The 24,488-nt window shown below is 47.1% G+C and carries 26 protein-coding genes and 1 riboswitch; of the genes, 20 read left to right on the forward strand and 6 right to left on the reverse strand.

The genetic code is table 11. From position 1 onward, the window contains the following. The first annotated feature begins 49 nt into the window (after positions 1 to 49). The 14 genes from K8U60_RS15685 (at position 50) to K8U60_RS15750 (ending at position 13,040) form a co-directional block, all read left to right on the forward strand. Positions 50 to 1,153 carry a cysteine desulfurase family protein gene (locus tag K8U60_RS15685; protein WP_223642220.1) on the forward strand — a complete coding sequence of 368 codons (1,104 nt, stop codon included), beginning with the start codon at positions 50 to 52 and terminating at the stop codon, positions 1,151 to 1,153. Between the two features lie 6 nt (positions 1,154 to 1,159). Beyond that, complete coding sequence (thiI, locus tag K8U60_RS15690; protein WP_223642222.1) at positions 1,160 to 2,362, forward strand: tRNA uracil 4-sulfurtransferase ThiI; 1,203 nt, start codon at positions 1,160 to 1,162, stop codon at positions 2,360 to 2,362. A 356-nt stretch (positions 2,363 to 2,718) separates the two neighbouring features. Further along, positions 2,719 to 4,293, forward strand: coding sequence for an acyl-CoA synthetase MbcS (gene mbcS / locus K8U60_RS15695; protein ID WP_223642224.1), 1,575 nt, complete (start codon positions 2,719 to 2,721; stop codon positions 4,291 to 4,293). Between the two features lie 222 nt (positions 4,294 to 4,515). Then, a complete protein-coding gene (rarD, locus tag K8U60_RS15700; protein WP_223642226.1) occupies positions 4,516 to 5,433 on the forward strand; it encodes an EamA family transporter RarD in 918 nt (305 codons plus the stop codon). 76 nt (positions 5,434 to 5,509) lie between these two features. After that, complete coding sequence (sppA, locus tag K8U60_RS15705) at positions 5,510 to 6,523, forward strand: signal peptide peptidase SppA (protein WP_223642235.1); 1,014 nt, start codon at positions 5,510 to 5,512, stop codon at positions 6,521 to 6,523. 12 nt (positions 6,524 to 6,535) lie between these two features. Further along, positions 6,536 to 7,114 carry an RDD family protein gene (locus K8U60_RS15710; RefSeq protein ID WP_223642237.1) on the forward strand — a complete coding sequence of 193 codons (579 nt, stop codon included), beginning with the start codon at positions 6,536 to 6,538 and terminating at the stop codon, positions 7,112 to 7,114. Between the two features lie 35 nt (positions 7,115 to 7,149). Then, entirely contained in the window at positions 7,150 to 7,656 is a 507-nt protein-coding gene (tpx, locus tag K8U60_RS15715) for a thiol peroxidase (RefSeq protein ID WP_223642239.1), read from the forward strand. A gap of 52 nt (positions 7,657 to 7,708) precedes the next feature. Beyond that, a complete protein-coding gene (locus K8U60_RS15720) occupies positions 7,709 to 8,632 on the forward strand; it encodes a class I SAM-dependent methyltransferase (protein ID WP_223642241.1) in 924 nt (307 codons plus the stop codon). 73 nt (positions 8,633 to 8,705) lie between these two features. Beyond that, a complete protein-coding gene (locus K8U60_RS15725) occupies positions 8,706 to 8,891 on the forward strand; it encodes a hypothetical protein (RefSeq protein WP_006830008.1) in 186 nt (61 codons plus the stop codon). 152 nt (positions 8,892 to 9,043) lie between these two features. Further along, positions 9,044 to 9,901 carry a pentapeptide repeat-containing protein gene (locus K8U60_RS15730; RefSeq protein ID WP_223642243.1) on the forward strand — a complete coding sequence of 286 codons (858 nt, stop codon included), beginning with the start codon at positions 9,044 to 9,046 and terminating at the stop codon, positions 9,899 to 9,901. A 42-nt stretch (positions 9,902 to 9,943) separates the two neighbouring features. Then, the gene (locus tag K8U60_RS15735; protein WP_223642245.1) at positions 9,944 to 10,210 is read left to right on the forward strand and encodes an RDD family protein; all 267 of its coding nucleotides are present in this window, start codon (positions 9,944 to 9,946) and stop codon (positions 10,208 to 10,210) included. A gap of 348 nt (positions 10,211 to 10,558) precedes the next feature. Continuing rightward, a complete protein-coding gene (nhaC, locus tag K8U60_RS15740; protein ID WP_223642247.1) occupies positions 10,559 to 11,944 on the forward strand; it encodes a Na+/H+ antiporter NhaC in 1,386 nt (461 codons plus the stop codon). Positions 11,945 to 12,184: 240 nt separating this feature from the next. After that, the gene (locus K8U60_RS15745; RefSeq protein WP_223642249.1) at positions 12,185 to 12,604 is read left to right on the forward strand and encodes a universal stress protein; all 420 of its coding nucleotides are present in this window, start codon (positions 12,185 to 12,187) and stop codon (positions 12,602 to 12,604) included. Between the two features lie 94 nt (positions 12,605 to 12,698). Continuing rightward, positions 12,699 to 13,040 carry a zinc ribbon domain-containing protein YjdM gene (locus K8U60_RS15750; RefSeq protein WP_223642251.1) on the forward strand — a complete coding sequence of 114 codons (342 nt, stop codon included), beginning with the start codon at positions 12,699 to 12,701 and terminating at the stop codon, positions 13,038 to 13,040. Between the two features lie 134 nt (positions 13,041 to 13,174). On the opposite strand, the gene queE is transcribed toward K8U60_RS15750, so the two are convergent. From queE to queC, 3 genes are read right to left on the reverse strand one after another with little or no spacing between them, the layout of a single operon-like run. After that, a complete protein-coding gene (gene queE / locus K8U60_RS15755) occupies positions 13,175 to 13,885 on the reverse strand; it encodes a 7-carboxy-7-deazaguanine synthase QueE (protein WP_223642253.1) in 711 nt (236 codons plus the stop codon). After that, positions 13,882 to 14,304, reverse strand: a complete 423-nt coding sequence (gene queD / locus K8U60_RS15760; RefSeq protein ID WP_223642261.1) for a 6-carboxytetrahydropterin synthase QueD — start codon at positions 14,302 to 14,304, stop codon at positions 13,882 to 13,884. The genes queE and queD overlap by 4 nt, the downstream gene beginning before the upstream one ends. Then, positions 14,301 to 14,966, reverse strand: a complete 666-nt coding sequence (gene queC / locus K8U60_RS15765; RefSeq protein ID WP_223642263.1) for a 7-cyano-7-deazaguanine synthase QueC — start codon at positions 14,964 to 14,966, stop codon at positions 14,301 to 14,303. Before queC ends, queD begins: the two co-directional genes overlap by 4 nt. Positions 14,967 to 14,972: 6 nt before the next feature. Further along, positions 14,973 to 15,016, reverse strand: a riboswitch (PreQ1 riboswitch). Positions 15,017 to 15,157: 141 nt separating this feature from the next. Here queC and K8U60_RS15770 point away from each other — a divergent pair. Further along, positions 15,158 to 15,565 (forward strand): DUF4362 domain-containing protein, encoded by a 408-nt coding sequence (locus K8U60_RS15770; RefSeq protein ID WP_223642265.1) that lies wholly within the window; start codon positions 15,158 to 15,160, stop codon positions 15,563 to 15,565. Positions 15,566 to 15,657: 92 nt separating this feature from the next. Then, entirely contained in the window at positions 15,658 to 16,599 is a 942-nt protein-coding gene (locus tag K8U60_RS15775; protein ID WP_223642267.1) for an NADP-dependent oxidoreductase, read from the forward strand. Positions 16,600 to 16,647: 48 nt separating this feature from the next. Here the strand turns inward: K8U60_RS15775 and K8U60_RS15780 are convergent, their stop codons facing one another. Continuing rightward, positions 16,648 to 17,154, reverse strand: coding sequence for a universal stress protein (locus K8U60_RS15780; protein ID WP_223642269.1), 507 nt, complete (start codon positions 17,152 to 17,154; stop codon positions 16,648 to 16,650). Positions 17,155 to 17,406: 252 nt separating this feature from the next. Here K8U60_RS15780 and ald point away from each other — a divergent pair, with 252 nt between their 5' ends. Further along, a complete protein-coding gene (gene ald / locus K8U60_RS15785; protein WP_223642278.1) occupies positions 17,407 to 18,522 on the forward strand; it encodes an alanine dehydrogenase in 1,116 nt (371 codons plus the stop codon). A 45-nt stretch (positions 18,523 to 18,567) separates the two neighbouring features. Here the strand turns inward: ald and K8U60_RS15790 are convergent, their stop codons facing one another. Further along, a complete protein-coding gene (locus K8U60_RS15790) occupies positions 18,568 to 19,665 on the reverse strand; it encodes a M24 family metallopeptidase (protein WP_223642280.1) in 1,098 nt (365 codons plus the stop codon). 259 nt (positions 19,666 to 19,924) lie between these two features. On the opposite strand from K8U60_RS15790, the gene K8U60_RS15795 reads away from it, so the two are divergent. Together K8U60_RS15795 and K8U60_RS15800 are read left to right on the forward strand one after the other, a co-directional pair. Next, positions 19,925 to 20,605 carry a metal-dependent hydrolase gene (locus K8U60_RS15795; RefSeq protein ID WP_223642282.1) on the forward strand — a complete coding sequence of 227 codons (681 nt, stop codon included), beginning with the start codon at positions 19,925 to 19,927 and terminating at the stop codon, positions 20,603 to 20,605. Positions 20,606 to 21,728: 1,123 nt separating this feature from the next. Beyond that, positions 21,729 to 23,036, forward strand: coding sequence for a DRTGG domain-containing protein (locus K8U60_RS15800; RefSeq protein ID WP_223642291.1), 1,308 nt, complete (start codon positions 21,729 to 21,731; stop codon positions 23,034 to 23,036). Positions 23,037 to 23,140: 104 nt separating this feature from the next. On the opposite strand, the gene K8U60_RS15805 is transcribed toward K8U60_RS15800, so the two are convergent. Next, positions 23,141 to 23,446, reverse strand: coding sequence for a YtpI family protein (locus tag K8U60_RS15805; RefSeq protein WP_223642293.1), 306 nt, complete (start codon positions 23,444 to 23,446; stop codon positions 23,141 to 23,143). A 92-nt stretch (positions 23,447 to 23,538) separates the two neighbouring features. Here K8U60_RS15805 and K8U60_RS15810 point away from each other — a divergent pair, with 92 nt between their 5' ends. After that, entirely contained in the window at positions 23,539 to 24,483 is a 945-nt protein-coding gene (locus K8U60_RS15810; RefSeq protein WP_223642302.1) for a DHH family phosphoesterase, read from the forward strand. Positions 24,484 to 24,488 lie beyond the last annotated feature (5 nt).

The raw sequence follows: 24,488 nt of genomic DNA on the forward strand, positions 1-24,488 counted from the left end.
TAAAACCACCAGCATATGAGCTGGTGGTTTTCTTTTCGGAGGTGGAAAAATGATTTATCTGGATAACAGCGCAACAACACAGCCAAAAAAAGAAGTGCTCGATGCATTCGTCAAAGCAAGTGAGCAGTTCTACGCCAATCCGGCATCTTTGCACATGATGGGCAATCAGGCAGAAGACCTGCTGGAATCTGCGCGCAGCCAACTAAAAGAATTATTGAACATGGATCGTATCGTTTTCACTTCCGGTGGAACAGAAGCAAATAATCTGGCATTGATCGGCACAGCCAAAAGCTACCAGCACCGGGGCAAGCATATTGTCACGGCTGCAACAGAGCATCCATCCGTCTTGTACAGCCTGGCTGCTCTTGAACAGCAAGGCTTTGAAGTGACGCGTCTGCCTGTTGGCCATTACGGGGAAATCGATGTGGATGAGTTGAAGAATTCATTGCGAAGCGATACGATTCTGGTATCGCTGATGCACATCAATAACGAAATCGGGACCCTTCATCCGATTTCTGAAATTGCCCGTCTGCTGAAAAAACGCCGGATCATCTTTCATGTGGATGCTGTCCAAAGCATCGGAAAGTTGGCGTTCGATTCAACGAGCATGCCGGATCTATTGTCCGTATCGGGGCACAAGGTCCATGGACTGAAAGGCAGCGGGCTACTGGCATATTCCGGCGTCGAATTGCAGGCCATCCAATACGGTGGAGGGCAGGAGTCGGGAATTCGCAGCGGGACCGTTTCCGTTCCGCATGCAGTCGCTTTGGCAAAAGCCTTAAGACTGGCAAAGCCGAATCCGCTGCATCTGCAATGGAATAAAACCTTGCGCCAGTTTTTTTCGGAGTTCGATGGCGTGAAGATCGTCAGTCCTGAAGGAGCGGCTCCGCATATTTTGGCGGTGGCGGTTAAAGGGATTAAAGGGGAGATTCTTGTATCGGGGCTGCAGAAAGAGTCCATCATCGTCTCCACTTCAAGCGCCTGTTCATCTAAAAGCCGGGATACGAGCCATGTGATTCAGTCGATCGGCCTGCCGCGTGAATTCAAAGACGGCGTCATGCGCATCAGTTTTGGCGCGTTTACAACTGAAGAAGATATCAACGCGCTGCAGAGCGCATTTAAGCGGGTCTACCGCATAATTAAAGGAGTTTAACCTGTTATGAAAACCAATCAAATTCTTGTGCGTTATGGTGAATTATCAACTAAAGGGAAAAACCGGAGTTCATTTATCGGAAGACTGCGCGACAATGTCAGACAGACCTTTTCCGATTTAGAAAACCTCCACATCAAAGCAGAACGCGATCGGATGTTCATCACTTCAGACGATGAACAGGAACTGGCACAAGTCATTGAGCGTCTGCCGCATGTGTTCGGCATTCGATCATTCAGTCCGGTGACTGCCTGTGAATTGGATCTGGAAGCCATGAAGCGAACAGCGGAAGCGGTGATTGCGAAAATCACGGATACCGACAAAAGCTTTAAGGTATCCGTGAAACGGCCATTCAAGGAGTTTCCGCATGAAAAGCCGGAAATCATGAAAGAACTCAGTTCCCATGTGCTTAGGATTTTTCCGGACTTGAAAGTCCAGATGAAGGATCCTGAAATCGACTTGAAAGTTGAAGTGCGTGAAGAAGCGGTCTATATGATGGCGGAAGTCATTCAAGGCGCAGGCGGTTTGCCGGTGGGCGCAGGAGGCAAAGCTTTATTGATGCTGTCAGGCGGCTTGGACAGTCCGGTTGCCGCCTACCATATGTTGAAACGCGGCGTCCGGCTTGAGCTGATCCATTTCTTCAGTCCGCCGTTCACCAATGAGCGTGCCAAAGAAAAGGTATTCGATTTGGCTGAAAAACTTTCGCAGTTCGGATCGTCCATCAATCTTCACATCATTCCGTTCACCCGGCTTCAACAGGAAGTGCATAAGCAGGTGCCGGACAATATCACCATGACGTCTACGCGCCGCATGATGATGCGCGTCGCTGATCTGGTATTGGCTGAGACCAATTGCCGTGCCATCATTACGGGGGAGAGCCTGGGGCAGGTCGCCAGCCAGACATTGGAGAGTCTGCAGGCCATCAACGCTGTAACCAATACGCCGGTTCTGCGCCCGTTGATTGCGACGGATAAACTGGAGATCATCGATACAGCACAGCAGATCGGAACTTATGATATTTCCATCCGCCCGTTCGAGGATTGCTGCACCATCTTCACGCCGGCTAATCCGAAAACGAAACCGAAGCTTGAAAAAGTGGAGTACTACGAAAATTTCGTATCATTCGATGGATTAATCGAGGAAGCAGTAGCAGAGAGGGAAGTCATCAAGTTTCCGCGTGTTAAAGTAAATCAATTTGAAGATCTATTGTAAGTGTTGAGCCGCCTATCTATCATAGGCGGTTCTTTTTTTGTTGATTTTATTGCGACCGCACCTCGAACGGCGATAACCGCACCTCGCGGATCATTTTTCGCACCTCAAACGGGTAAAACCGCACCTCACGGGCCATTTTCCGCACCTCAGACACCAAAAACCGCACCTCATCCCGGAATCACCCGCAATTTCACGCGCCTGTGCTTTGAACAGTGGCAACTATGGACGGGCTAAATAAACCGCCGCACCTCACCTCACCTCATAGTCCAACTATATGAAATAATATGAATACTTAAAAACTTCCTGTATAATGATAGGAGTATAATAATTACACCATCTGCAGGGAGGAAATCATCGTGGGACGAGAAGAATTGATAGCGCCGGATTCGTATAACCTGGTGGAAGAGATTGAGCGCTACGCCAAAGGGGACGGCAAGCTGGCCGTCCTCTGGGAAAGTGACAAAGGTGAAAAACTACAAGTTACATATGATGAGTTGATGCAACGGGCGAATCGTGCAGCGAATAGCTTTGAAAAAGCGGGACTGGTGAAAGGCGATGTGGTGCTGGTGATGGTGCCGCGTCTGATCGAGGCGTATGTTGCATATATCGGCGCATTGAAGGCCGGGTTGGCAGTAATACCAAGCTCTGAGATGCTCCGGGCGAAAGATATTGCTTACCGGTTGAATCATAGTGATGCAAAAGCAGTCATCGCTTATGAACCATTTATGGATCAATTTGAAGGCGTAAAGGAAATGGATAATGTGGTCAAGTTTGTCATCGGCCAATCCGACCAAAGCTGGATTTCCCTTTTGGATGAAATGGCAGCAGCGTCTACAGAATACATAGCAGCACCGACTAAAAAAGACGATATGGCGTTTCTTTCCTATACGTCGGGAACTACCGGCAATCCGAAAGGTGCAGTCCACAGCCATGGCTGGGCATATGCGCATCTTCGCACATCCGCTGAACATTGGCTTGGCGCGAAGGAAGGGGATATCGTGTGGGCGACGGCAAGCCCAGGATGGCAAAAATGGATCTGGAGTCCGTTCCTGGCAACTCTGGGAAGCGGGGCTACCGGCTTTGTCTACAACGGAAAATTCGACCCGGCTGTTTATTTGGAACTTCTGGAAACACGCAAGATCAATGTGCTGTGCTGTACGCCGACAGAGTATCGTTTGATGGCGAAGCAAAAAGAGTTGTCGAAATACGACTTGTCCGCATTGCATAGTGCCGTGTCTGCAGGAGAGCCGCTCAATGCAGAAGTGATCAATGTCTTTAAAGAGAACTTCGGGTTGGAAGTACGGGACGGCTATGGCCAAACTGAAAACACGTTGCTGGTCGGCGTGATGAAGGGGATGGAATCCCGCATCGGCTCCATGGGAAAACCGACACCTGGCAACCGTGTGGAAATCATCGATGATTTTGGCGAGCCATGCCCTGTCGGCGAAGTCGGGGATATTGCCGTCCATGTGGAGACGCCAGCCCTGTTCAAAGAATACTTCAAAGATCCGGAACGCACCAGCATGCAATTCCGTGGAGACTATTACGTGACCGGCGATAAAGCGTCGAAAGACGATGATGGCTATTTCTGGTTTGAAGGGCGTGGAGATGACATCATCATTTCGTCCGGCTATACAATCGGGCCGTTCGAAGTGGAGGACGCGCTGGTGAAGCATCCGGCTGTCCAGGAATGTGCTGTCATCGGCGCACCGGATGAAATCCGCGGCACTATCGTCAAAGCCTTTGTGGTGCTGGTAGAGGACCATACAGCTTCAGACGAGTTGGTGAAAGAACTGCAGGATTATGTGAAAGGGTTGACCGCCCCATATAAATATCCGCGATCCATCGATTTCCGCACGGAATTGCCGAAAACCGCATCCGGAAAAATCCGTCGTGTCGAGTTGCGCCAACAGGAAAATGTGAAGAAATAACAACAGCTGGAAAATGAACTGTATCTTTTTTTGCCAGGATTCACTGATAAGGAAGGTGCGGTTCAAGGACCGGCTATTTTTTTGGAGTCTTTCATTTTTTACATGGGGCAAATTCCTTTAATGATGGGAGTTTGTCTTTATTTACATTCTGCGTAAAGCCAGCCTATAATGAGACTATTATTTCGAAATACAAAATATAAATAGATTGGTGCGCGATGCAGGATGACAGATTCTAAAAAAGGTGTTTTGGTCATTATTTTAACTTATACATTATGGGGATTCATGCCGATTTTCTGGAAACAGATCGACCATGTTCCGGCGGATGAAATCCTGGCAGGTCGAATCATTTGGTCGTTCTTGATGACACTCGGTTTTATTCTTCTGCTGAATGGCGGTCGCCAACTTTGGCTGGATCTGAAAATGTTGTGGACATCCAAGAAAAAATTCTTCTTATTAATGCTGGCATCGTTCCTGATTTCTGCCAATTGGTTTCTATACGTTTATGCGGTTTCCCATGACCGGATTGTCGAGACCAGTTTGGGCTATTACATCAACCCGTTGATTTCCATGTTATTGGGCGCCCTGTTCCTGAAAGAAAAATTGTCTCCGGCCATTAAAGTCGCTTTTCTTCTGGCTGCAGCCGGTGTTTTGATCTTAACTTTCTCATTTGGTTCCTTGCCGTGGCTGGCTCTTGGAATGGCTTTCAGTTTTGCATTTTATGGTTTGATCAAGAAAACCATAAAATTGGATGCCCTGCGCGGGTTGGCCATCGAAACCCTGTTCGTTTTTCCGATTGCGATTGCCTACTATGTCTATTTGATGTCGATCGATCGAGTCGCCTTTTTGCAAACGGGACTGACGACGGATGTCCTGTTGATCGCCAGTGGATTGGTTACAGCTCTGCCTTTATTGCTGTTTGCCATCGGTGCTCCGTTGATCCCGCTTTACATGATCGGATTCCTTCAATACATCGCTCCTTCCTTGATGCTGCTGATCGGGGTTTGGATTTACGGAGAGGCTTTTGATGCTGTTGACATGATTTCCTTCTCGTTGATTTGGAGCGCTTTGATTTTGTTCACTTCCTCTAAGTTTATGGAGGCACGCGGAATTCGAAAAGCAAACCGAAAAATTTCGGTTTAAATTTCCTTTTCCAGTGAAACATTTGCCAGTGTTTCCCGTATAGTAAGAGGTAGAAACTAAGGAGGGAATTGCATAAATGAATACGAAACGATGGATCGCTTTAGTGGTGGCCGCAGCCGTATTAGGAATCTCATTGGTCATCAACTCAGCCTTCGCTTTTCTTCAAAGCGGATTTGGCGAAGGTGTCGATGAGTTGATGGCGACCACGCAATCAAGTATCTCGGAAGTTGTCCTAGAAGATGGAGATTTTGATAACCGTGTAGCCGTTTTGAATGTTGACGGCGTCATTCAAGATACGGGAGAGGCGTCGCCTCTGTTCGGAGCAGCGGGCTATAATCACTCTTTCTTTATGGAACAATTGGAAAACGTCAAGGAAGATCCCACCGTTAAAGCTGTAGTGCTTACCGTAAATTCCCCGGGCGGCGGAGTTGTTGAGTCAGCGGAGATTTACGACAAGATCACGGAAATCCAGGAAGAAACGGAAAAACCGTTCTACGTTTCAATGGGAGCGACAGCTGCATCGGGCGGTTATTACATTGCTGCACCCGCAGAAAAGATTTTTGTGAATGAAGAAACCTTGACCGGTTCGATCGGTGTCATCATGCAGAGCGTCAACTATGGTGAACTGGCAGAACGTTATGGTGTGGATTTTGTGACCATCAAATCGGGTCCGTACAAAGATATCATGAGTGCAACGCGTGACATGACAGAGGATGAACGTGCACTTCTACAAGAAATGCTGGATGATTCGTATGAATCATTCGTTGATGTGATCGAAGAAGGCAGAGGTATGACTGAGGATGAAGTCAGAGCTGTTGCTGACGGGCGTGTCATGAATGGCCGCCAGGCAGTAGAAGTAAACTTAGCAGATGATTTTGGTTTTGAAGAAGATGTCATTGAACAAGTAAAAGCTGATTTTGACCTGGGCAATGCGGAAGTGTTCCAATATGGTGCTTCAGAAGGATGGGGCTCCCTGTTGTCGATGAAAATGAATTCGTTCTTCGGCAATGATATTGAAACGCAGATGATCACGAAAATGCTCACTGAATACAGTTCTCCTCGTATGATGTATCTATACGGTGATAAATAAGGAGGGACCATGATGACTGACCACGAAACGAATGAAACAGCAGCAGAAGTGAAAGTCGACAGACAGCGTCCTGAAACACCGAGCTACGAGGAAGTTCTCTTTTACGAACGGAAACCAGCAGGGTTTTGGGTGCGTTTCTGGGCCTATTTGATCGACCTGTTGGTTGTTACGGCTCTCACTTCGATATTGGTTAAACCGGTATTCGCTTTAGTCGGACTGGAGACGAGCGGTGTTCCTTGGTATGCCCCATATGCCATTCTTTCCGCCCTCATCTTCTATGGCTACTTTGTCCTGATGACCAAATTCTTCAGACAAACTGTCGGCAAGATGATAATGGGCATCCGTGTGGTATCCTTGAAGACTGATGATTTGTCATGGATGACGCTCCTGTTCCGCGAGTGGATCGGCCGCTTTATTTCAGTGACCATCTGGCCGCTCTACTGGATTGTCGGATTTACTCCGTTAAAACAGGGCGTCCATGATTACATCGCGGACACAACAGTAGTCCACGAAGAATCTTTCAGAAAAAATAAGCTGTTGCAGAAAAAAACCCCGGATGGGTCTGGGTTGCATGAGACCAGCGCGTTTTAGTATGATGGGGATATGATGAAAGGGAGGCGTTTGGATTGGTACAAATTACATTCAAGAAAAACCCTGTTACCTTGCCCAATAAAGAAGTGAAGGTTGGAGATCAGGCTCCTGGATTTACGGTTTTATCCAACGACTTAAAACCGGTCACATTGCAGGATACAGCTGGGAAAATCAGGTTGGTCAGCGTGGTTCCTTCATTGGACACCGGCGTCTGCTCGGACCAAACAAAGCGTTTCAGTGATGAAGCCGCTTCGTTGGGCGACAATGTAGAGGTGTTGGCTGTTTCAGCCGATTTGCCGTTTGCGCAAAAGCGCTGGACGGAAATCAACAAAGTCGATGCAATCACCACGTTGTCGGATCATCGGGATTTGTCATTCGGTGAAGCTTACGGTGTGACGATGCAAGAGCTCCGGCTGCTTGCCCGATCGATTTTTGTCATTGATGAAAACGACAAAATCACCTACGTCGAATATGTTCTTGAAGGTACGGACCACCCCGATTATGAAAAAGCATTGAACGCAGTAAGAGAATTAACAAACTAATACAAGAAACCCACTCTCCTGAGTGGGTTTCCTTATTGAGGACGGCGAAAGTATGAATTCTGCAATGGAAAAGACCTTTTATTTTATTGATAACCACACGACAAAAATCCAAAAAGAGCAGGAAAACGCGTATTTGGAAAGTCTGTTGACGACAACTGAGAATTGGCTGGATGGCATCATCAAGCCGGAAGCAGGGGCCAGCAAGGAAGATATTCGAAAAGCGCTTCAGCTGGCTGTACTGAAAGGCATGAAAGAGCATATTCAACCGCATCACCAAATGACACCGGACGCACTTGGGCTTTTGGTCGGCTACCTGGTGGAGTTGTTCGTGAAAAAAGAGCAAGCCGTCATTCTGGATCCGGCTGTCGGAACCGGCAACCTGTTGCTTACGGTCATGAATTATCTGGATGGCCGTTTGACAGGTGCAGGGGTGGAACTGGATGATCTGCTGATCCGTCTGGCTTCAAATGCCGGCAATCTCGTGGAACAGCCCGTCACTTTTTATCTGCAGGACGCCTTGCAGCCTTTATTGATCGATCCGGTGGACGTGGTGGTTTCAGATTTGCCTGTAGGTTACTATCCTGATGAGGAGACAGCTGCCACTTACGAATTGAAGGCAGATGAAGGCATGTCTTTTGCCCATCATCTGTTTATCGAGCAATCGCTGAAGCATACGGCTGAAGGCGGTTACCTGTTTTTCATCGTCCCGAAAGCTTTGTTTGAATCTGCCCAGGCGAGCCAATTGCACAGCTTTTTGAAAAAGCATGCCCATATCCAATCTGTGATGGAATTGCCGGAAAGCCTGTTCAAGAACTCAGCTCACGCAAAAGGGATCCTGGTCCTGCAGAAAAAGCAGGAAGGCCTCAAAGCACCGAAAGAAGTCTTATTGGCGCGCGTTCCGAATATGTCGAAGCCGGAATCCATGTCTAAGTTCTTTTCTCAAGTGACGGGTTGGTTTAAAGAAAACAAAGAATAGACGGGTTGATTTATGCTATAATTGAGCTAAAACATCCATAGGTACTATTTTTTGATGAAAAGAGGAATGCGCAATGACCGAGTCAAACGAAGCACCGAAAAAAGTCAGTTTGCAGGAAGCTGTAAAACGTCAATTGGAAGCCAAGAAAAATCAAGCTTCAGATAAACAGTCTGGGGGCAATGGTTCACTGTCAACTAAAAAGATGAAGAGCCAGCAAACCAAGAAAGTCAGCAATAACCGCCGGAAAATGGGAACATAACGAACTACAGCCCATACAAAGTGGTTGGCGAAAAGGCAGGGAGATTCATCCCCTGCCTTTTTTCTTTGCGTAAAAAAGAGTGGAATTTTTTTAGGCTATTTGTATAATGGGGTTAATTGAGTACTCAAAACTTAAAAGGGAGAATGAACGATATGCATGCAAATCAGAAAGGTGCGTATGACTCGACCATTTTTCAAGCCGATTGTGCAAATTGTTTTGGTCTTTGCTGTGTGGCGCTGGCGTTTTCAGCTTCTGCCGATTTTCCTGTAGACAAAGCGGGAGGAGTTCCCTGCAGAAACCTGAATGAGGATTTCCGTTGCAGTATCCATCGAAATTTAAGGCTCTCGGGCTACAGCGGTTGTACAGTATTCGATTGCCTCGGAGCAGGACAAAAAGTTTCGCAGCAAACATTCGGCGGCATCAGTTGGAGAGGTGATCCGGAGTCAGCCCAAAAGATGTTCCAGCTCTTGCCGGTCATGCAGCAATTGCAGGAAATGCTGCTGTATTTGACACAGGCGATAGAACGCTGTGAAAACCTGGAATTGCAGAATGCGCTGCTTAAAAGCAGGGATGCGGTTGATGAACTGACGTTTGCATCAGCAGAAGAATTAGTGGCTGTGGATTTGCCTGAGTACCGCATGGATATCAATCACTTGCTGAGTCAGGTCAGCGAAGAAGTCCGGCTTGCGTCCGGACGCTTCAACAAAAGGAATAACCGCAAAAAAGGACCGCATTACCAGGGAGCGGATTTGATTGGGGCAAAATTTCAAAGGAGAAATCTGAAAGGCTCGACATTCAGAGGCGCTTACCTGATCGGAGCGGATTTTAAAAATGCAGATATGAGGAACTCGGATTTCATCGGAGCGGATATGCGGGGAGCCGATTTGTCTGGAGCCGATTTGACAGGCAGTATCTATTTAACTCAAATGCAAGTGAATTCCGCAAAAGGAGATGACCAGACGAAGGTTCCTGCTTTACTGTCGAAGCCGGCTCATTGGAAAGCGGGATAACGATCCAAACGGTGACATGAACTGTCTGTGAGGAGGGCTCTGATGTATGCAGGATTCTGGCTTCGCCTTAAGGCTTTTGCTGTTGATTATCTGCTGATTTTTGGGTATCTGCTGTTGGTGATGATTGTTTCGCTGTTTTTGATTCCGTCACTTGAGGAATTGTTTCAAGCTTCTCGGCCCATCGCTCAGCTGACGGGATTCCTGTTGGTCACTTTTCCGGTGTCGCTGTATTTCATCTTGACGAAAAACAAACAATCACTTTATGACCGGTTAGCAAAATCCCAGATGGTGAAATCAAATTTTTCTTGAAAAGTATTGACTTGTGGGAGGGAACTGGTAGAATCTATTTCAATATACTTTTAAAAACGATTAGGCAAGTGAGTTTTTAAAAAACGATTTTCCAGCTATTTAGTTCATATATAATTCGATCGATGATTTAGTAGGCAATTTGTGCGCAGCAGCAAGAGACTGGATGGCAGGTGTGAATTCAGGCAGCAAATTGGATGAAATACACCATCAGTTTGATCGTCACGTAAAGAAGTGGATGTTTTGTTCAGTCGAAGCATCAAATTGGGTGGTAACGCGGAGAAAACCTTCGTCCCTTTATGGGGATGGGCGGTTTTCTCTTTTTTTATAGATAGAAAAGGAGAGATTGTCATGCACAACATCAAATCAGTCATCACGCCAAGGTTTTCAGAAGCCATCCTTCTAACTGGCATTATCTTTCTAATGATCAGTGTCAGCATCATCAAATATGAATCGGTTCCGCATATCCCCATCCTGATTTCGATTCTGCTGCTGTTCGGCTATGGTTTATCGAAAAAAGTCTCGTACCGTACGCTGGAAAAAGGACTGGTGGAAGGAGCAGGAGCAGGCATGAGCGCTGTTTTCCTGTTTTTCTTCATCGGAATCCTGATCAGCAGCTGGATGATCAGCGGCACCATTCCAACGTTGATCTTTACAGGATTCACACTGATTTCCATGACCTTCTTCTATGCGATCGTCTTCATCGTGACCTCGTTGATCGGTTTGTCCATCGGCAGTTCCCTGACGACTGTCGCAACGATTGGTGTAGCCTTTATCGGCATGGCGACAGCGATGGATCTATCGCTTGCCATCACGGCAGGTGCGATTGTTTCCGGTGCTTTCTTTGGAGATAAAATGTCGCCGTTGTCGGATACAACAAATTTATCTTCGACGATTGTCGGAGTGGACCTGTTCGAACATATCCGTAATATGGGGTGGACGACGATTCCCGCTTTTGTGATCACCTTGATCTTGTTTGCTTTTCTGTCACCTGAAACTGGAGGTGCCAGTGTCCAGGACGTAGCCATCTTTAAGGAAGGGCTCTTGGCCACTGGGATGATTCATTGGTATACGATCATTCCGCTTGTTGTGCTGATCTTCTTGACGCTTATGAAAATACCGGCTTTGATGACGCTGGCCTTGAGCTCGGCGTCGGCAATCCTTATTTCTTTTTTTCATCAGACTTCTACAGCTTCTGAACTTTTTACAGTTCTGTTCAGTGGATACGCATCAACCACCGGCATAGCGGAAATCGATTCCCTCCTGTCCCGTGGCGGAATGGAAAGCATGATGTTCACCGTAGCTTTAGTGCTGCTGGCGCTCAGCATGGGCGGTTTGCTGTTTACGCTGGGGATCGTCCAGTGTTTGTTGGCCAAAGTGGAAAGTTTGCTGAAAAAAGTATCGTCTGTCATCGCTGCTTCTGCCTTGACGGCAATCGGTATCAATATTCTGATCGGTGAGCAATACCTGTCGATTCTGCTGACAGGGCAGGCCTTTAAAGAACCTTATGACAAAGTGGGGCTGGCCGGTAAAAACTTGAGCCGTGTCATGGAAGACGCCGGCACCGTGGTCAATCCGCTTGTCCCATGGAGTGTTTGCGGAATTTTCATTACAGGAGTCATCGGCGTTTCGACGCTCGACTATCTGCCGTTCGCATTCTTTTGCCTGCTGTCGCCGATACTGACAGTGTTGTTCGGATTTACCGGTAAAACCTTGACTTATAAGCAGGTAAAATAAAATTTTAAAGCAAAAACAGGTGATGCTCATGATCACCTGTTTTTATTTGTGTGAAAAAAATTATTACACATCCCTTTTCCCTTAGCTGCACCGCAAAGACTTGGCTATCGAACTTCGGGAGGGAAAGATCAATAGTCCGGCTTATTTAGATAAAGGGTAATTGACAGAAAAGTCGAATAGTATTAAGTATGGAAGACTTTTCGCCATGGAGCGGAAAAAACAGTCGAAGGAGTGGATCATATGTATCGAAAGATTTTAGTGGCCGTAGACGGTTCAGAGAATTCGATGCGGGCAGGCAAACAAGCCGCACAACTGGCGTCTTTGATAAAAGGCGTGGAAGTGACCGTTCTTTACGTTTCCGATTTCGATGAAGACAGCAATGAAAAATTTCATGACGGGGGCTCGATAGAGTTTGAATTATCCCGGAAGAAAAAAACCCAACCTGTCAGAGAAGCTTTAGACCGCGAAAAAGTCTTTTACGAAACAAAGGTTATGCATGGGCGGCCGGCGCCGGTCATCATTGAAGTGGCGAACGACGGGAATTTTGATTTGGTGGTCATCGGCAGCAGAGGGTTGAATCCAATATCTGAAATGGTGTTGGGCAGTGTCAGCCATAAAGTCGTCAATCAGGTCCGTTGCCCAGTGCTGATCGTCAAATAATGACTGCCGGACAACAGCTGGTTCTGGTATACTGGAAAAAAAGACCGGTCTGCCGATTGCTCAATAGAGCATAAGATCTGCTGGAGGAAAACAAATGAAAACTTTGCCGAATTGTCCTGAGTGCAATTCTGAATATACTTATGAAGATGGCAGTCTGCTGGTGTGTCCGGAATGTGCCCACGAGTGGAGCCTGATTGCTGACAAGGAAAATACTGAAGAAAAACAGCTTGTCAAAGATGCAAATGGCACGCCTTTGAAGGATGGAGATGCCGTCACTGTCAGCAAAGACTTGAAAGTCAAAGGCAGTTCCTCGACATTGAAGATCGGCACGAAAGTGAAAAGCATCCGATTGGTTGAAGGCGACCATAACATCGACTGCAAGATTGATGGCTTTGGCGCAATGAAACTGAAGTCTGAATTTGTCAAAAAAGCGTAGCATGAAAAGACCCCACCAAAACTTAGTGAAAAGTTTGGATGGGGTCTTTCCATTTATCCTGACTGGCTCAATTTGAAACGTGGATGTATAGTTCTTCTTTCAACAGATGAAAGAAGAAGCAATCAACTATTGGATTAAACGCCGCGTTTATTGCCCCAAACGAGGGTGTGCAATTGCGGCAACACTTTCGCATCGTTCATAATCGGCGAGCGCACATGGTACTCGATCAATTGTTCGTACCGCTGCAGCAAATCAGTGACCAATTGTGCATCATCCGTTGTCGCGGTGTCTTCGTTGCCGGTCTGCAGGAAGAATGGGACAGCTGGATAACGTTGATGGAGACTTTCTGCATAGGCGAAATCATTCTGGTCGAAAATAACGACTTTCAGGCTGACATTGGCATTTTGCAGATTCTCTATATAGAAATCAAGCTTCGAGAAATCCGTCTCCATGCCAGAGCTGGGTGGCTTCGGCGATAAAGTAATGTCGTCGATGTCGATCAGCCAATCCTGCCAAATGGACGCTTGTGTTTCAACAGCAACTTTCCAGCCCTGCTCGTGGCACAGCTCGACCAATTCACCGATGCCTTTATGGAGAGCGGGATTGCCGCCGGAGATGGTGACGTGGGAAAACGCCTCGCCGCCGATTTGGATCAATTCTTCGACAATTTCTGCGGGCTGTTTGGAGATGCTGGTGCCTGTCCCGTCCCAGGTGAATTTCGAATCACACCAGGAACAGGAATAATCGCATCCGGCAGTGCGCACGAACATGGTTTTTTGGCCCATGACCATGCCTTCTCCTTGAATAGTGGGACCGAAGATTTCCATTACGGGAATTTTCATCATAAGTCCCCCTTGCGCGGACGGTAGACCACATAGCTTGTCGGTGTTTCGCGAACGATGACCTGCAGGCAATTTGGCTGATTGCTTCTCGTTTTCAATACTTCTTGGATCGACAGCCAAACCTGTTGGGCAAGAAGCTCCGTGGTCGGAAATTTAGTCCTGAACTCCGGATGGTCGTTCAGGACACTATGGTCGTATTTCTTATGGATCAATTCTTTCACTAATTTGAAATCAATCAGGAATCCGGTCGCATCGAGCTCATTTCCGGCAATGGTGATGTTGAGATGGTAGGTGTGGCCGTGCATCATCCGGCATTTTCCGGCATCCTCGCTTGGAATAAAGTGAGCTGCAGAAAAATGCAGGTCTTTATTGAGCTCGAATTGGTAATCATGGCTGGCTTGTGGATAAAATTGCTGCATCACTTAACAGCACCTGCCATTTTTTTCGTTTGGTAGCGGGCTAGTCCTTCATTGCGTAAGATGCAGGCGGGACATTCACCGCATCCAGTACTCGGAATGCCATTATAGCAAGTCAAGGTTTTTTCCTGGACGAAATCGAGGGCATCCAAGGTATCAGAAAGCTCCCAAACATCGGACTTGTCCAGCCACATCAACGGCGTGTGGATGATGAATTGCTTATCCATCGCCAAGTTCAAAGTAACATTCAATGACCGGATAAAGGTGTCGCGGCAATCGGGATAGCCACTGAAATCCGTTTGGCTGACACCGGTGATCAAATGCCGCGAACCGATGGCATCTGCATAAACGGCCGCAAAAGACAGAAACAGATGATTTCTGCCAGGCACAAACGTGGAAGGCAATTCGCCTTCTTCTGCTGTGACTTCGATGTCATTGCGCGTTAAAGCGTTAGCGGATAATTGATTGATCAAAGTCATATCCAATACTTTGAAGGAAACGCCAAGTTCGTCAGCGATTTTCCGGGCACATTCGATTTCAGCTAAATGGCGCTGGCCATAATCGAACGTTACGGTTGCAACTTCCTTGAAGTTCTTGATTGCCCAAAACAGGCAAGTGGTACTGTCTTGGCCGCCACTGAAGACGACAACTGCTTTTTCATTTTTCATCTGAAACACTCCTTAGTTTTTTAGAGAGGGAGTTTGCGAACCTCTTTTAGCGAACAGCATTAATGATAACATATTGGACCGTAAAGGGAGCACTTGGCTTCCGCAAGACTGAAGAACCAGGGCACCGAGCAACGGGCATTCTGTAATCTTTCTACGACAAAAGCGTCTAATCTGCAACGGGAGGTGTGGAGATGAAAAAAATCCTGGCAGTACTGGTATCGATGTTGCTGTTGATGGGAGTTGCATGCGACCGGAAATCCTTTGATGAAGCGGACATTATTGAAAACACACATGGAGATGTGACAAATGGAGATCGCTTATACCAGTTCTATGAAAATACGGTAAGTGGAGAAGAGGATGCGGTTAGGGTGATTACCTACACAACAGAAGGGGATCCGATCTATCAGGATCTGACATACAATGGCAATGAGATTGAATCAGTGGAGGATTCCAGAGAAGACGAATTCGGTTCAGGAGAAGTAATAACCAGACAATGCAATTCAATCATCCTATTAACTTCTGAAACGGAACTGGTTTATGTGCTGGAAGGCTGTGATCCTGAAGATGGAATGAATACCATCTTAATGAAAACGGAATAAATTGTTTTATTCTCCAGACATCTCCAGTTTTTTTGATGAGTACTATTTGGAGATAAGGGTATATTTGATAATAACGGAAGGGGAGATGTCAGATGAAAGCGATAGTCATCGATAATTACGGAGGCAGTGAACAATTGAAAGAACGGGAAGTGGAAAAGCCGACCATCAATGAAAATCAGGTGCTGGTTGAAATCCACGCGACTTCCATAAACCCGATCGACTGGAAATTGCGTGAAGGCTACCTGAAAGAGATGCTGCCATGGGAATTCCCGATTATTTTAGGATGGGATGCAGCAGGGGTCATTGCCGAAGTCGGCGCCAAGGTGAAGAACTTCAGTGTAGGAGACCGGGTCTTTACAAGACCGGCTACAACACGGCAAGGAACGTATGCTGAATTTGTTCCGGTTGAAGAAAACCTGCTTGCCCATATGCCGGAGAGCATGTCTTACGAAGAAGGCGCAGCAATTCCACTGACTGGGTTGACTGCTTATCAATGCCTTGTTGACTTTGCAGAATTGAAAAAAGGCGACAAAGTGTTGATTCACGCCGGAGCAGGTGGAGTCGGCAGTATGGCCATACAGATTGCGAACAGCATTGGAGCTTATGTAGCAACCACGGCGAGCGATAAAAATGATGAACTGGTGAAATCTCTCGGAGCCAACCGGGTCATCAATTACCGGGAAGAGGAATTCAGCGAATTGCTGGAGGATTTTGATGCGGTATTGGATACCATGGGTGGAGAAATTCTGGAAAAAAGTTTTAAAGTCCTGAAAAAAGGCGGGAAATTGATTTCGATTGCCGGTCAGCCTTCTGCTGAAAAGGCTGAAGAGCATGGCGTGACGGCCAGTGATTTTTGGCTCGAGCCCAGCGGTGAACAATTGCAAAAGCTGGCTAATCTCTATGTATCAGGTGAATTTAAGCCTTCAATCGGCCATGTTTTTGATTTTACCGAACAGGGGTTGAAAGATGCCCACGAACTAAGTGAATCCCATCATGCACGTGGAAAAATCGTCATTAAAGTAAAATCTTCCTGATATGTAAAAAAGCCTTTCACGAATGTGAAGGGCTTTTGTTTAGTTGGTTTAGAAATTTTCAGGTTTGCCTGATTTGTCTTCAGAATAATATTCTTTCGGTGCATCGTTCTGAGCTTCTTCAGTACGTACCACCAACACATCACATTTTGCGGAACGGACGATGTGCTCGGAAACACTGCCGATCAAGAAACGTTCAACAGCATTCAATCCAGTAGCACCACAGATAATAAGGTCAGCTTCCACTTTTTGAGCTAAATCTCTTGAAATCATCGTTTTTGGAGAACCGTAATCGACTACGATGTTCACTTTTTCAACACCGCCGGCTAAAGCTTCTTTTTTGTATTCATCCAATAAATCTTCTGCGAATTTCTGAGCGCGGTCAGCAATGGAGCGATCATAAGCTTCGATTGCTGCAAATGAACGGGTATCGATTACATTTACCAAGTTTAATGTTGCGTTGTTCCGTTGGGCAATGCCGACTGATTTTTTGAATGCCCATTCTGCTTCTTTTGATCCATCTACTGCAACAAGAATTTGACTGTACTTTAATGTCATCTTAAATTCCTCCTTTTGTCTCTCACTGTAACCATTCGCTATAAGTTTTGAAGTTCCTGCTGAATTGAAGTTAATTTCAAGAATTTTTTGTCTAATTAATGGCGACTATTCTCCCGTCAAACTAGACTGAGAAGAGGAGAAAAGTATGAAATGAGGGCAGAAACTAGTCCAGTCTGTTAAAATGATAGTAATTTCAGAAAACTTCAATTCCCAGAACATGATTCCAACCAACACAAAATGGAGGGTTTCGAGATGCGAATTGGTATACCGACAGAAGTGAAAAACAACGAAAACCGAATAGCGATGACTCCAGCTGGAGTGGTCAACTTAAAGCTTTATGGACATGAGGTATTTATACAATCGGGAGCCGGGCTGGGTTCAGGATTTACAGATGAAGATTTCAGTGCTGCTGGAGCAGTCATCGTTGAGTCCGCCGATGAGGCGTGGGCGCAGGAAATGGTCATGAAGGTCAAAGAACCCGAAGCAGATGAATATCGTTACTTCCGGGAAGGGCTGATCCTGTTCACCTATCTGCATTTAGCTCCTGAAAAGGAATTGACGCAGGCGCTGTTGGATGCGAAAGTGACAGGAATCGCATACGAAACTGTGCAATTGCCTAATAGTTCCTTGCCACTCCTGACGCCAATGAGCGAAGTGGCCGGTCGGATGTCGACACAGATCGGAGCCCAATTCCTTGAGAAGATACACGGTGGAGCAGGGGTTCTGCTTGGTGGAATTCCAGGGGTCGGACGCGGAAATGTGACCATTATCGGAGCTGGAGTGGCGGGCACCAATGCTGCAAAAGTGGCAATTGGCATGGGTGCCAATGTGACGATTCTGGATTTGAATCCGGATCGGCTGCGCCAATTGGATGACCAGTTCGGGCAGGATGTCCAAACGTTGATGTCCAATCCCTTGAATATCGCAGAATCTGTAAAGAATGCGGATCTGGTCATTGGAGCGGTTTTAATTCCCGGAGCTAAAGCACCGAAGTTGGTGACGGAAGACATGATCAAATCCATGAAGCCGGGCTCTGTCGTAGTGGATATCGCGATTGACCAAGGCGGGATTTTTGAAACCAGCGACCGCATCACGACGCATGATGAGCCGACATACGTGAAGCATGGAGTTGTCCATTACGCCGTAGCGAATATGCCGGGAGCGGTTCCGCGGACATCCACTATCGGTTTGACGAATGTGACTGTGCCTTATGCCGTGCAGATTGCCAATAAAGGATTTGCACAGGCAGTCCTTGCCAATGAAGCTTTGAAAAAAGGAGTCAATACCTTAAGCGGCCATGTCACCTATCAGGCAGTGGCCGTCGACCAGGGACTGGAATACAAATCAGTCGACGACATATTGGGCTGATAAACAAAAAAGCGGCATCGGAAAAATCCGATGCCGCTTTTGCTATTAATTGTTGATGATCTGAAGTTCTTTCGGGAACTTCGTCAAAACTTCATAGCCGTTGTCAGTTACTGCTACGTCATCCTCGATGCGGACGCCGACTTTTCCGGGAACATAAATGCCGGGCTCCAAAGTGAAGACCATTCCTTTTTCCATCTTCATCGGATTGGCGCCATGGATTGAAGGGAACTCATGCACGGAAATACCGAGACCATGACCTAGGCGGTGTGTGAAGTACTCGCCATATCCTGCATCGGCAATGACTTTGCGTGAAATCTGATCGAGTTCAGCTGCCGTAACGCCCGGCTTGACTGCTTCGAGTGCTGCCGTTTCAGCCTGTAAGACGATATCGTAGACGGCTTTCTGTTCTTCGCCGGGTTCGCCGAGCGCCAATGTGCGGGTGATGTCTGAGCAATAGCCCTTATGGACAACGCCGAGGTCGAATAAAACCAAATCGCCATTCTGCAATTTGCGGTCCCCGGTTTTGCCATGCGGTGAGGCAGCTTTATCTCCTGTCAACACGGTCGTATCGAACGACATATGGGTGACGCCGCGTTTTTTCAAGGCCAATTCGATTTCCGTCATCACTTCAATTTCCGTGATGCCTTCTTTGATTGTTTTGGCCGCAACTTCAATGGCGTAATCAGCCAATGCCGCCGCTTCACGCAAAATCTCCAATTCGGCATCGTCCTTGATGACGCGCATCGCATTCAGCTGATCATCCAACTGGACAATTTTCAGTGAGCTGAACAATGATAGGATGGCGTCGTAACGGTCCACCGTCATATGCGCTTTTTCGATTGCCATGGTGCTCAATTCAATTCCGCGGGACTGGGCAGTGTTGTATAAGATCTCCATGGAATTTTGCGTGTCTTCATGGCCGACGATTTCGCCGGTCCATCCGGCATTCTTCGCATCCGGCATTTCCATTTTCGGACAGATCAGGAACGGCTCAGCTTCAGCGAAAACCATGACACCCAACAGGCGCTCATGCGGATTGCTCTGGAAACCGCTCACGTAAAAGACGTTAAAGGGATCTGTGATGAACGCTGCATCAATCGATTGTTCCTTTAAATAATTCTGTAATTGCTTGATTTTGGTCATATGTATTCCTCCTCTACATGTGTAGCATATCAAAAATCAGGGTATAAAACAGCTATGTGAGTTGAATTAGTAAGCTTCATCACTTCCAGTGGATAAAGGAAATTGCGCTGACACCGTCATTTCATAGCTGAAGCATGTTTCTAACGGTATTCAGCCAAACTCTTGCCTGCAGTGATTTCTTCAAGCTTGCTATTATAGAGATAGGAAGGAATAATTCATTTTCTTCATCGATCGTTAAAAAAATCATTGGAGGGATTTCATGCACATCTCGTATCACGGACATTCAATTGTAAAAATCAAAACTGGAGAACACACGATTCTCATTGATCCGTTCATCAACGGCAACGAATTGACAGATTTAAAAGTTGCCGATGAAAAGCCTACTGCCATTCTATTGACACATGCCCATAACGACCATGTCGGTGACACGGTTGAATTGGCAAAGAGCAATAATGCACAAGTAGTGGCTCCGGTCGAACTTGCCAATTATTTGGGCAGCCAGGGATTGAATGCAACCGGTATGAATCTGGGCGGGGCCCATGAATTCGATTTTGGTGTAGTGAAGTTCACAAAAGCTTTCCATAGTTCTTCTTATACGACTGAAGAAGACGAAGTGGTATATGGCGGCATGCCAGCAGGAATCCTCTTTAAAGCGGAAGGCAAAACGATTTACCATGCCGGTGACACTGAAGTCTTCGGTGACATGCAGCTCATCGGGGAACGCAACGATATCGATGTGGCATTTGTGCCAATCGGCGACTTTTTCACAATGGGACCGGAAGATGCGGCTTACGCGGTGGAATTATTGAAGCCGAAAGTGGTTGTGCCGATCCATTACAATACCTTCCCGCCGATCAAGCAGGATCCTGAGCATTTCAAATCAATGATTAAAGGCGCAGAAGTGAACATCCTGCAGCCAGGTGGCAGCATCGAATTATAATAGGCAGAAAACCCGAAGAGTCGAGGCTTTTCGGGTTTTGTGTTTTCTAGAGTGAGTTTTTATTGTGCGTCTCCACATTTCTAGTTGTCCAGTTGCGACGGGCTGTTCCTCGGGACGTAAGCCACTCGGGCTGTGCGACTGAAAACACGCCGCTTCGCCAAAGTGGCTTACGCCTGTCGGACCAGAACGCCCGTCTCCACATTTCTAGTTGTCCAGTTGCGACGGGCTGTTCCTCGGGACGTAAGCCACTCTGGCTGTGCGACTGAAAAAACGCCGCTTCGCCAAAGTGGCTTACGCCTGTCGGACCAGAACGCCCGTCTCCACTTTTCGTCTTGTCCAGTTGCGGTGGCCAAGTCCTCGGGACATAAGTCAACTCGGCTGTGTGGCAAAGAGCGCCACTTCGCCGATTCGCCTTATGCCTGTCGGAACTGAACGGCCACCTCCACATTTCTACTTGTCCAGTTGCGACGGGCTGTTCCTCGGGACGTAAGCCACTCTGGCTGTGCGACTGAAAAAACGCCGCTTCGCCAAAGTGGCTTACGCCTGTCGGACCAGAACGCCCGTCTCCACTTTTCGTATTGTCCAGTTGCGGTGGCCAATTCCTCGGGACATAAGTCAACTCGGCTGTGTGGCAAAGAGCGCCACTTCGCCGATTCGCCTTATGCCTGTCGGAACTGAACGGCCACCTCCACATTTCTAATTGTCCAGTTGCGACGGGCTGTTCCTCGGGACGTAAGCCACTCTGTCTGTGCGTCTGAAGAAACGCCGCTTCGCCAGAGCGACTTACGCCTGTCGGACCAGACCGCCCGTCTCCACATTTCTAGTTGTCCAGTTGCGACGGGCTGGTCCTCGGGACGTAAGCCACTCTGACTGTGCGGCTGAAGAAACGCCGCTTCGCCAGAGCGTCTTACGCCTGTCGGACCAGAACGCCCGTCTCCACATTTCTAGTTGTCCAGTTGCGACGGGCTGGTCCTCGGGACGTAAGCCACTCGGACTGTGCGGCTGAAGAAACGCCGCTTCGCCAGAGCGTCTTACGCCTGTCGGACCAGAACGCCCGTCTCCACATTTCTTGTAATTATGCTACACTATAATGTACAGGAACGTAGAAAGAATGGGTGAAATCATGGCGACTAAACATGAACAGATATTGGATTATATTGAGACTTTGGCAGTGGGCGAGAAAATTTCGGTGCGGCGCATTGCGAAAGATCTGCAGGTGAGTGAAGGTACTGCTTACCGGGCGATTAAAGAAGCGGAAACCAAACGCTTGGTGTCGACGATTGAACGTGTCGGGACGATCCGGATTGAACGTAAGAAAAAAGAGAATATCGAACGTCTGACGTACGCGGAAATCGTCAATATCGTCGATGGTCAGGTATTGGGCGGCAGAGCCGGGTTGCATAAATCCCTCAACAAATTCGTTATCGGAGCCATGCAGCTGGAAGATATGATGCGCTATACAGAGGCGGGCAATCTGCTGATTGTCGGCAACCGCTATAAAGCACATGAGTACGCGCTTCGTGCCGGAGCAGCTGTGTTGGTGACGGGTGGATTTGAAGCGTCCGAACAGGTCAAAAAACTGGCGGACGAATTTGAGTTGCCGGTCATTTCGACGAGCTACGATACTTTTACAGTAGCGACGATGATCAATCGTGCGATTTATGATCAGTTGATCAAGAAAGAGATTCTTTTGATTGAAGATATTTTAATTCCATTGGAAGTGACGGCGCATTTGAATCTGAAAGATCCGATCAGCCGCTATCATGACCTGAATGAAGAAACGACGCATGGTGGATTCCCTGTGGTCGATCAAGCCAATAAACTTGTAGGCATCATCACGTCTCGGGATGTGATTGGCCATCCGCCTACTGAATTGGTGGAAAAGGCGATGACCAAAGATCCGATTACCGTTTCTATGCAAACAAGTGTGGCGGCGGCGGGGCATCGTATGATCTGGGAAGGCATCGACTTAATGCCGGTAGCGGATGATCACGGCAAACTGAAAGGCGTCATCAGCAGGCAGGATGTGCTGAAGGCGATACAAACTGCACAACGGCAGCCCCAACAAGGTGAAACAATCGATGATATTATCAAAAGCCAGCTTCACCAACAGGCAAGCGATAAGCTGATCCTGGAGTTCCGTGTCACGCCTCAAATGACCAATGCCTATGGATCGATTTCCCATGGCGCATATACAATGATTCTGACAGAGGCGGCAGGAGCGGCCTTAAAAACAAGAAACCGGAAGGATAGTGTATTGGAAAATATTGCAATCTATTTCCTGAAACCGGTTCAATTGGATGCACTGGTGTTCGTCAGGCCCAATATTTTGGACATAAGCCGAAAATCCGCAAAAGTCGAAGTGGACGTTTCCTTGGAAAACGAAATCGTTGGCAAGGCGATGCTGACTTTCCAACTATTGGATCGTTAATCTAAATCAAGCGGAATCAATAGATAACATTAAAAAGGCAGGAGCCGGACTCGGTAAACGAGTCCAGCTCCTGCTTGAGCATTCTTATGTGCAAAGAAAGGCGTTTAAGGGTTCAAGTCTGCTTCTTCTTCAAGGAATACGTGGTAATGCCTTGCTGCTTTGTAGTTGTAGTATACCAACGCCAAGCCGAGTACGATGAAAATGGCTGAAACGATGTACGTAATTGTTGATTGGAAAACGAACAGCTGGTTGATTCCAAAAAAGGTGACAAAACTTCCTAGAGCCATGGACGCACGTGCGGCATACCATTTCTTTCGGATTGGCAAGACGCTGCGTGTCCGGAATTGCTTTGTTTTGTTATAAAAATAAATGACAAATGATACAATGATTAAAACAACGAATATTAACATAAGGACCTCCTGAATTCCAAAACTCATTATCATTGTACTGAGAACTGAGCAAAATTGCGAATGGATTTCCTTATAAATGGAGGAACTCGGAAATGAACAGTCAAATCGTCGACACAATTAAGCAATACAGCACCATCATTATTCACCGTCATGTACGGCCAGACCCGGATGCTTATGGTTCCCAGTTGGGATTGAAATATCTATTGGAACAGAATTATCCGGATAAGCGTATTTTGGGTGCCGGCGCACATGATTACACGATGGACTTTCTGGATTTTCCTGATACCGTAACGGATCAGGACTTTGAAGGGGCATTGGTGATTGTGACCGATACCGCAAACACCGAGCGAATCGACGATCAGCGTTATAAGAGAGGCGCTAAACTCATCAAAATCGACCACCATCCCAATGACGATGTCTACGGTGATATTGTATCCGTCGACACGACAGCCAGCTCCGCTTCTGAATTGATCTATGATCTCTATACATATGGCCGGGAAAACGAGGGATGGACCTTATCTGCAAAAGCGGCGCGTTTATTGTATGCAGGAATTATCGGTGACACCGGTCGCTTCCTATTCCCAAGCACAACGCAAAAGACCTTTGCGATTGCCGGCGAACTCATCAAATACGATTTCGATCGCGATGCATTGCATAATGGCATGTATGAAATGAACCGTAACTTATTGCATTTGCAGGGATACATGTACCAGAATTTCAAAATGGATGAAAATGGCGCTGCCCACGTCAAAATCACCAAAGACATTTTAAAGGAATTTGATGTTACGGCGACCGATACCTCTTTACTTGTGGGCTCACTCGGTAATGTCAAAGGCATGAAAGCCTGGGTCATTTTAATAGAAGAAGATACGGAAATTCGTGTGCGTCTGCGTTCGAAAGGCCCAATCATCAATACATTGGCGAAGGAATTCGGCGGCGGTGGCCATCCGATGGCTTCCGGGGCAACGGCTTATTCCTGGCAGGAAGCTGACCGGGTAATCGAGCGCCTCGCTGAAATCTGTGCTGCTGCAAACTAAGAAGG

It is taken from the genome of Planococcus circulans, assembly GCF_020023385.1.
GTDB lineage: Bacteria > Bacillota > Bacilli > Bacillales_A > Planococcaceae > Planococcus.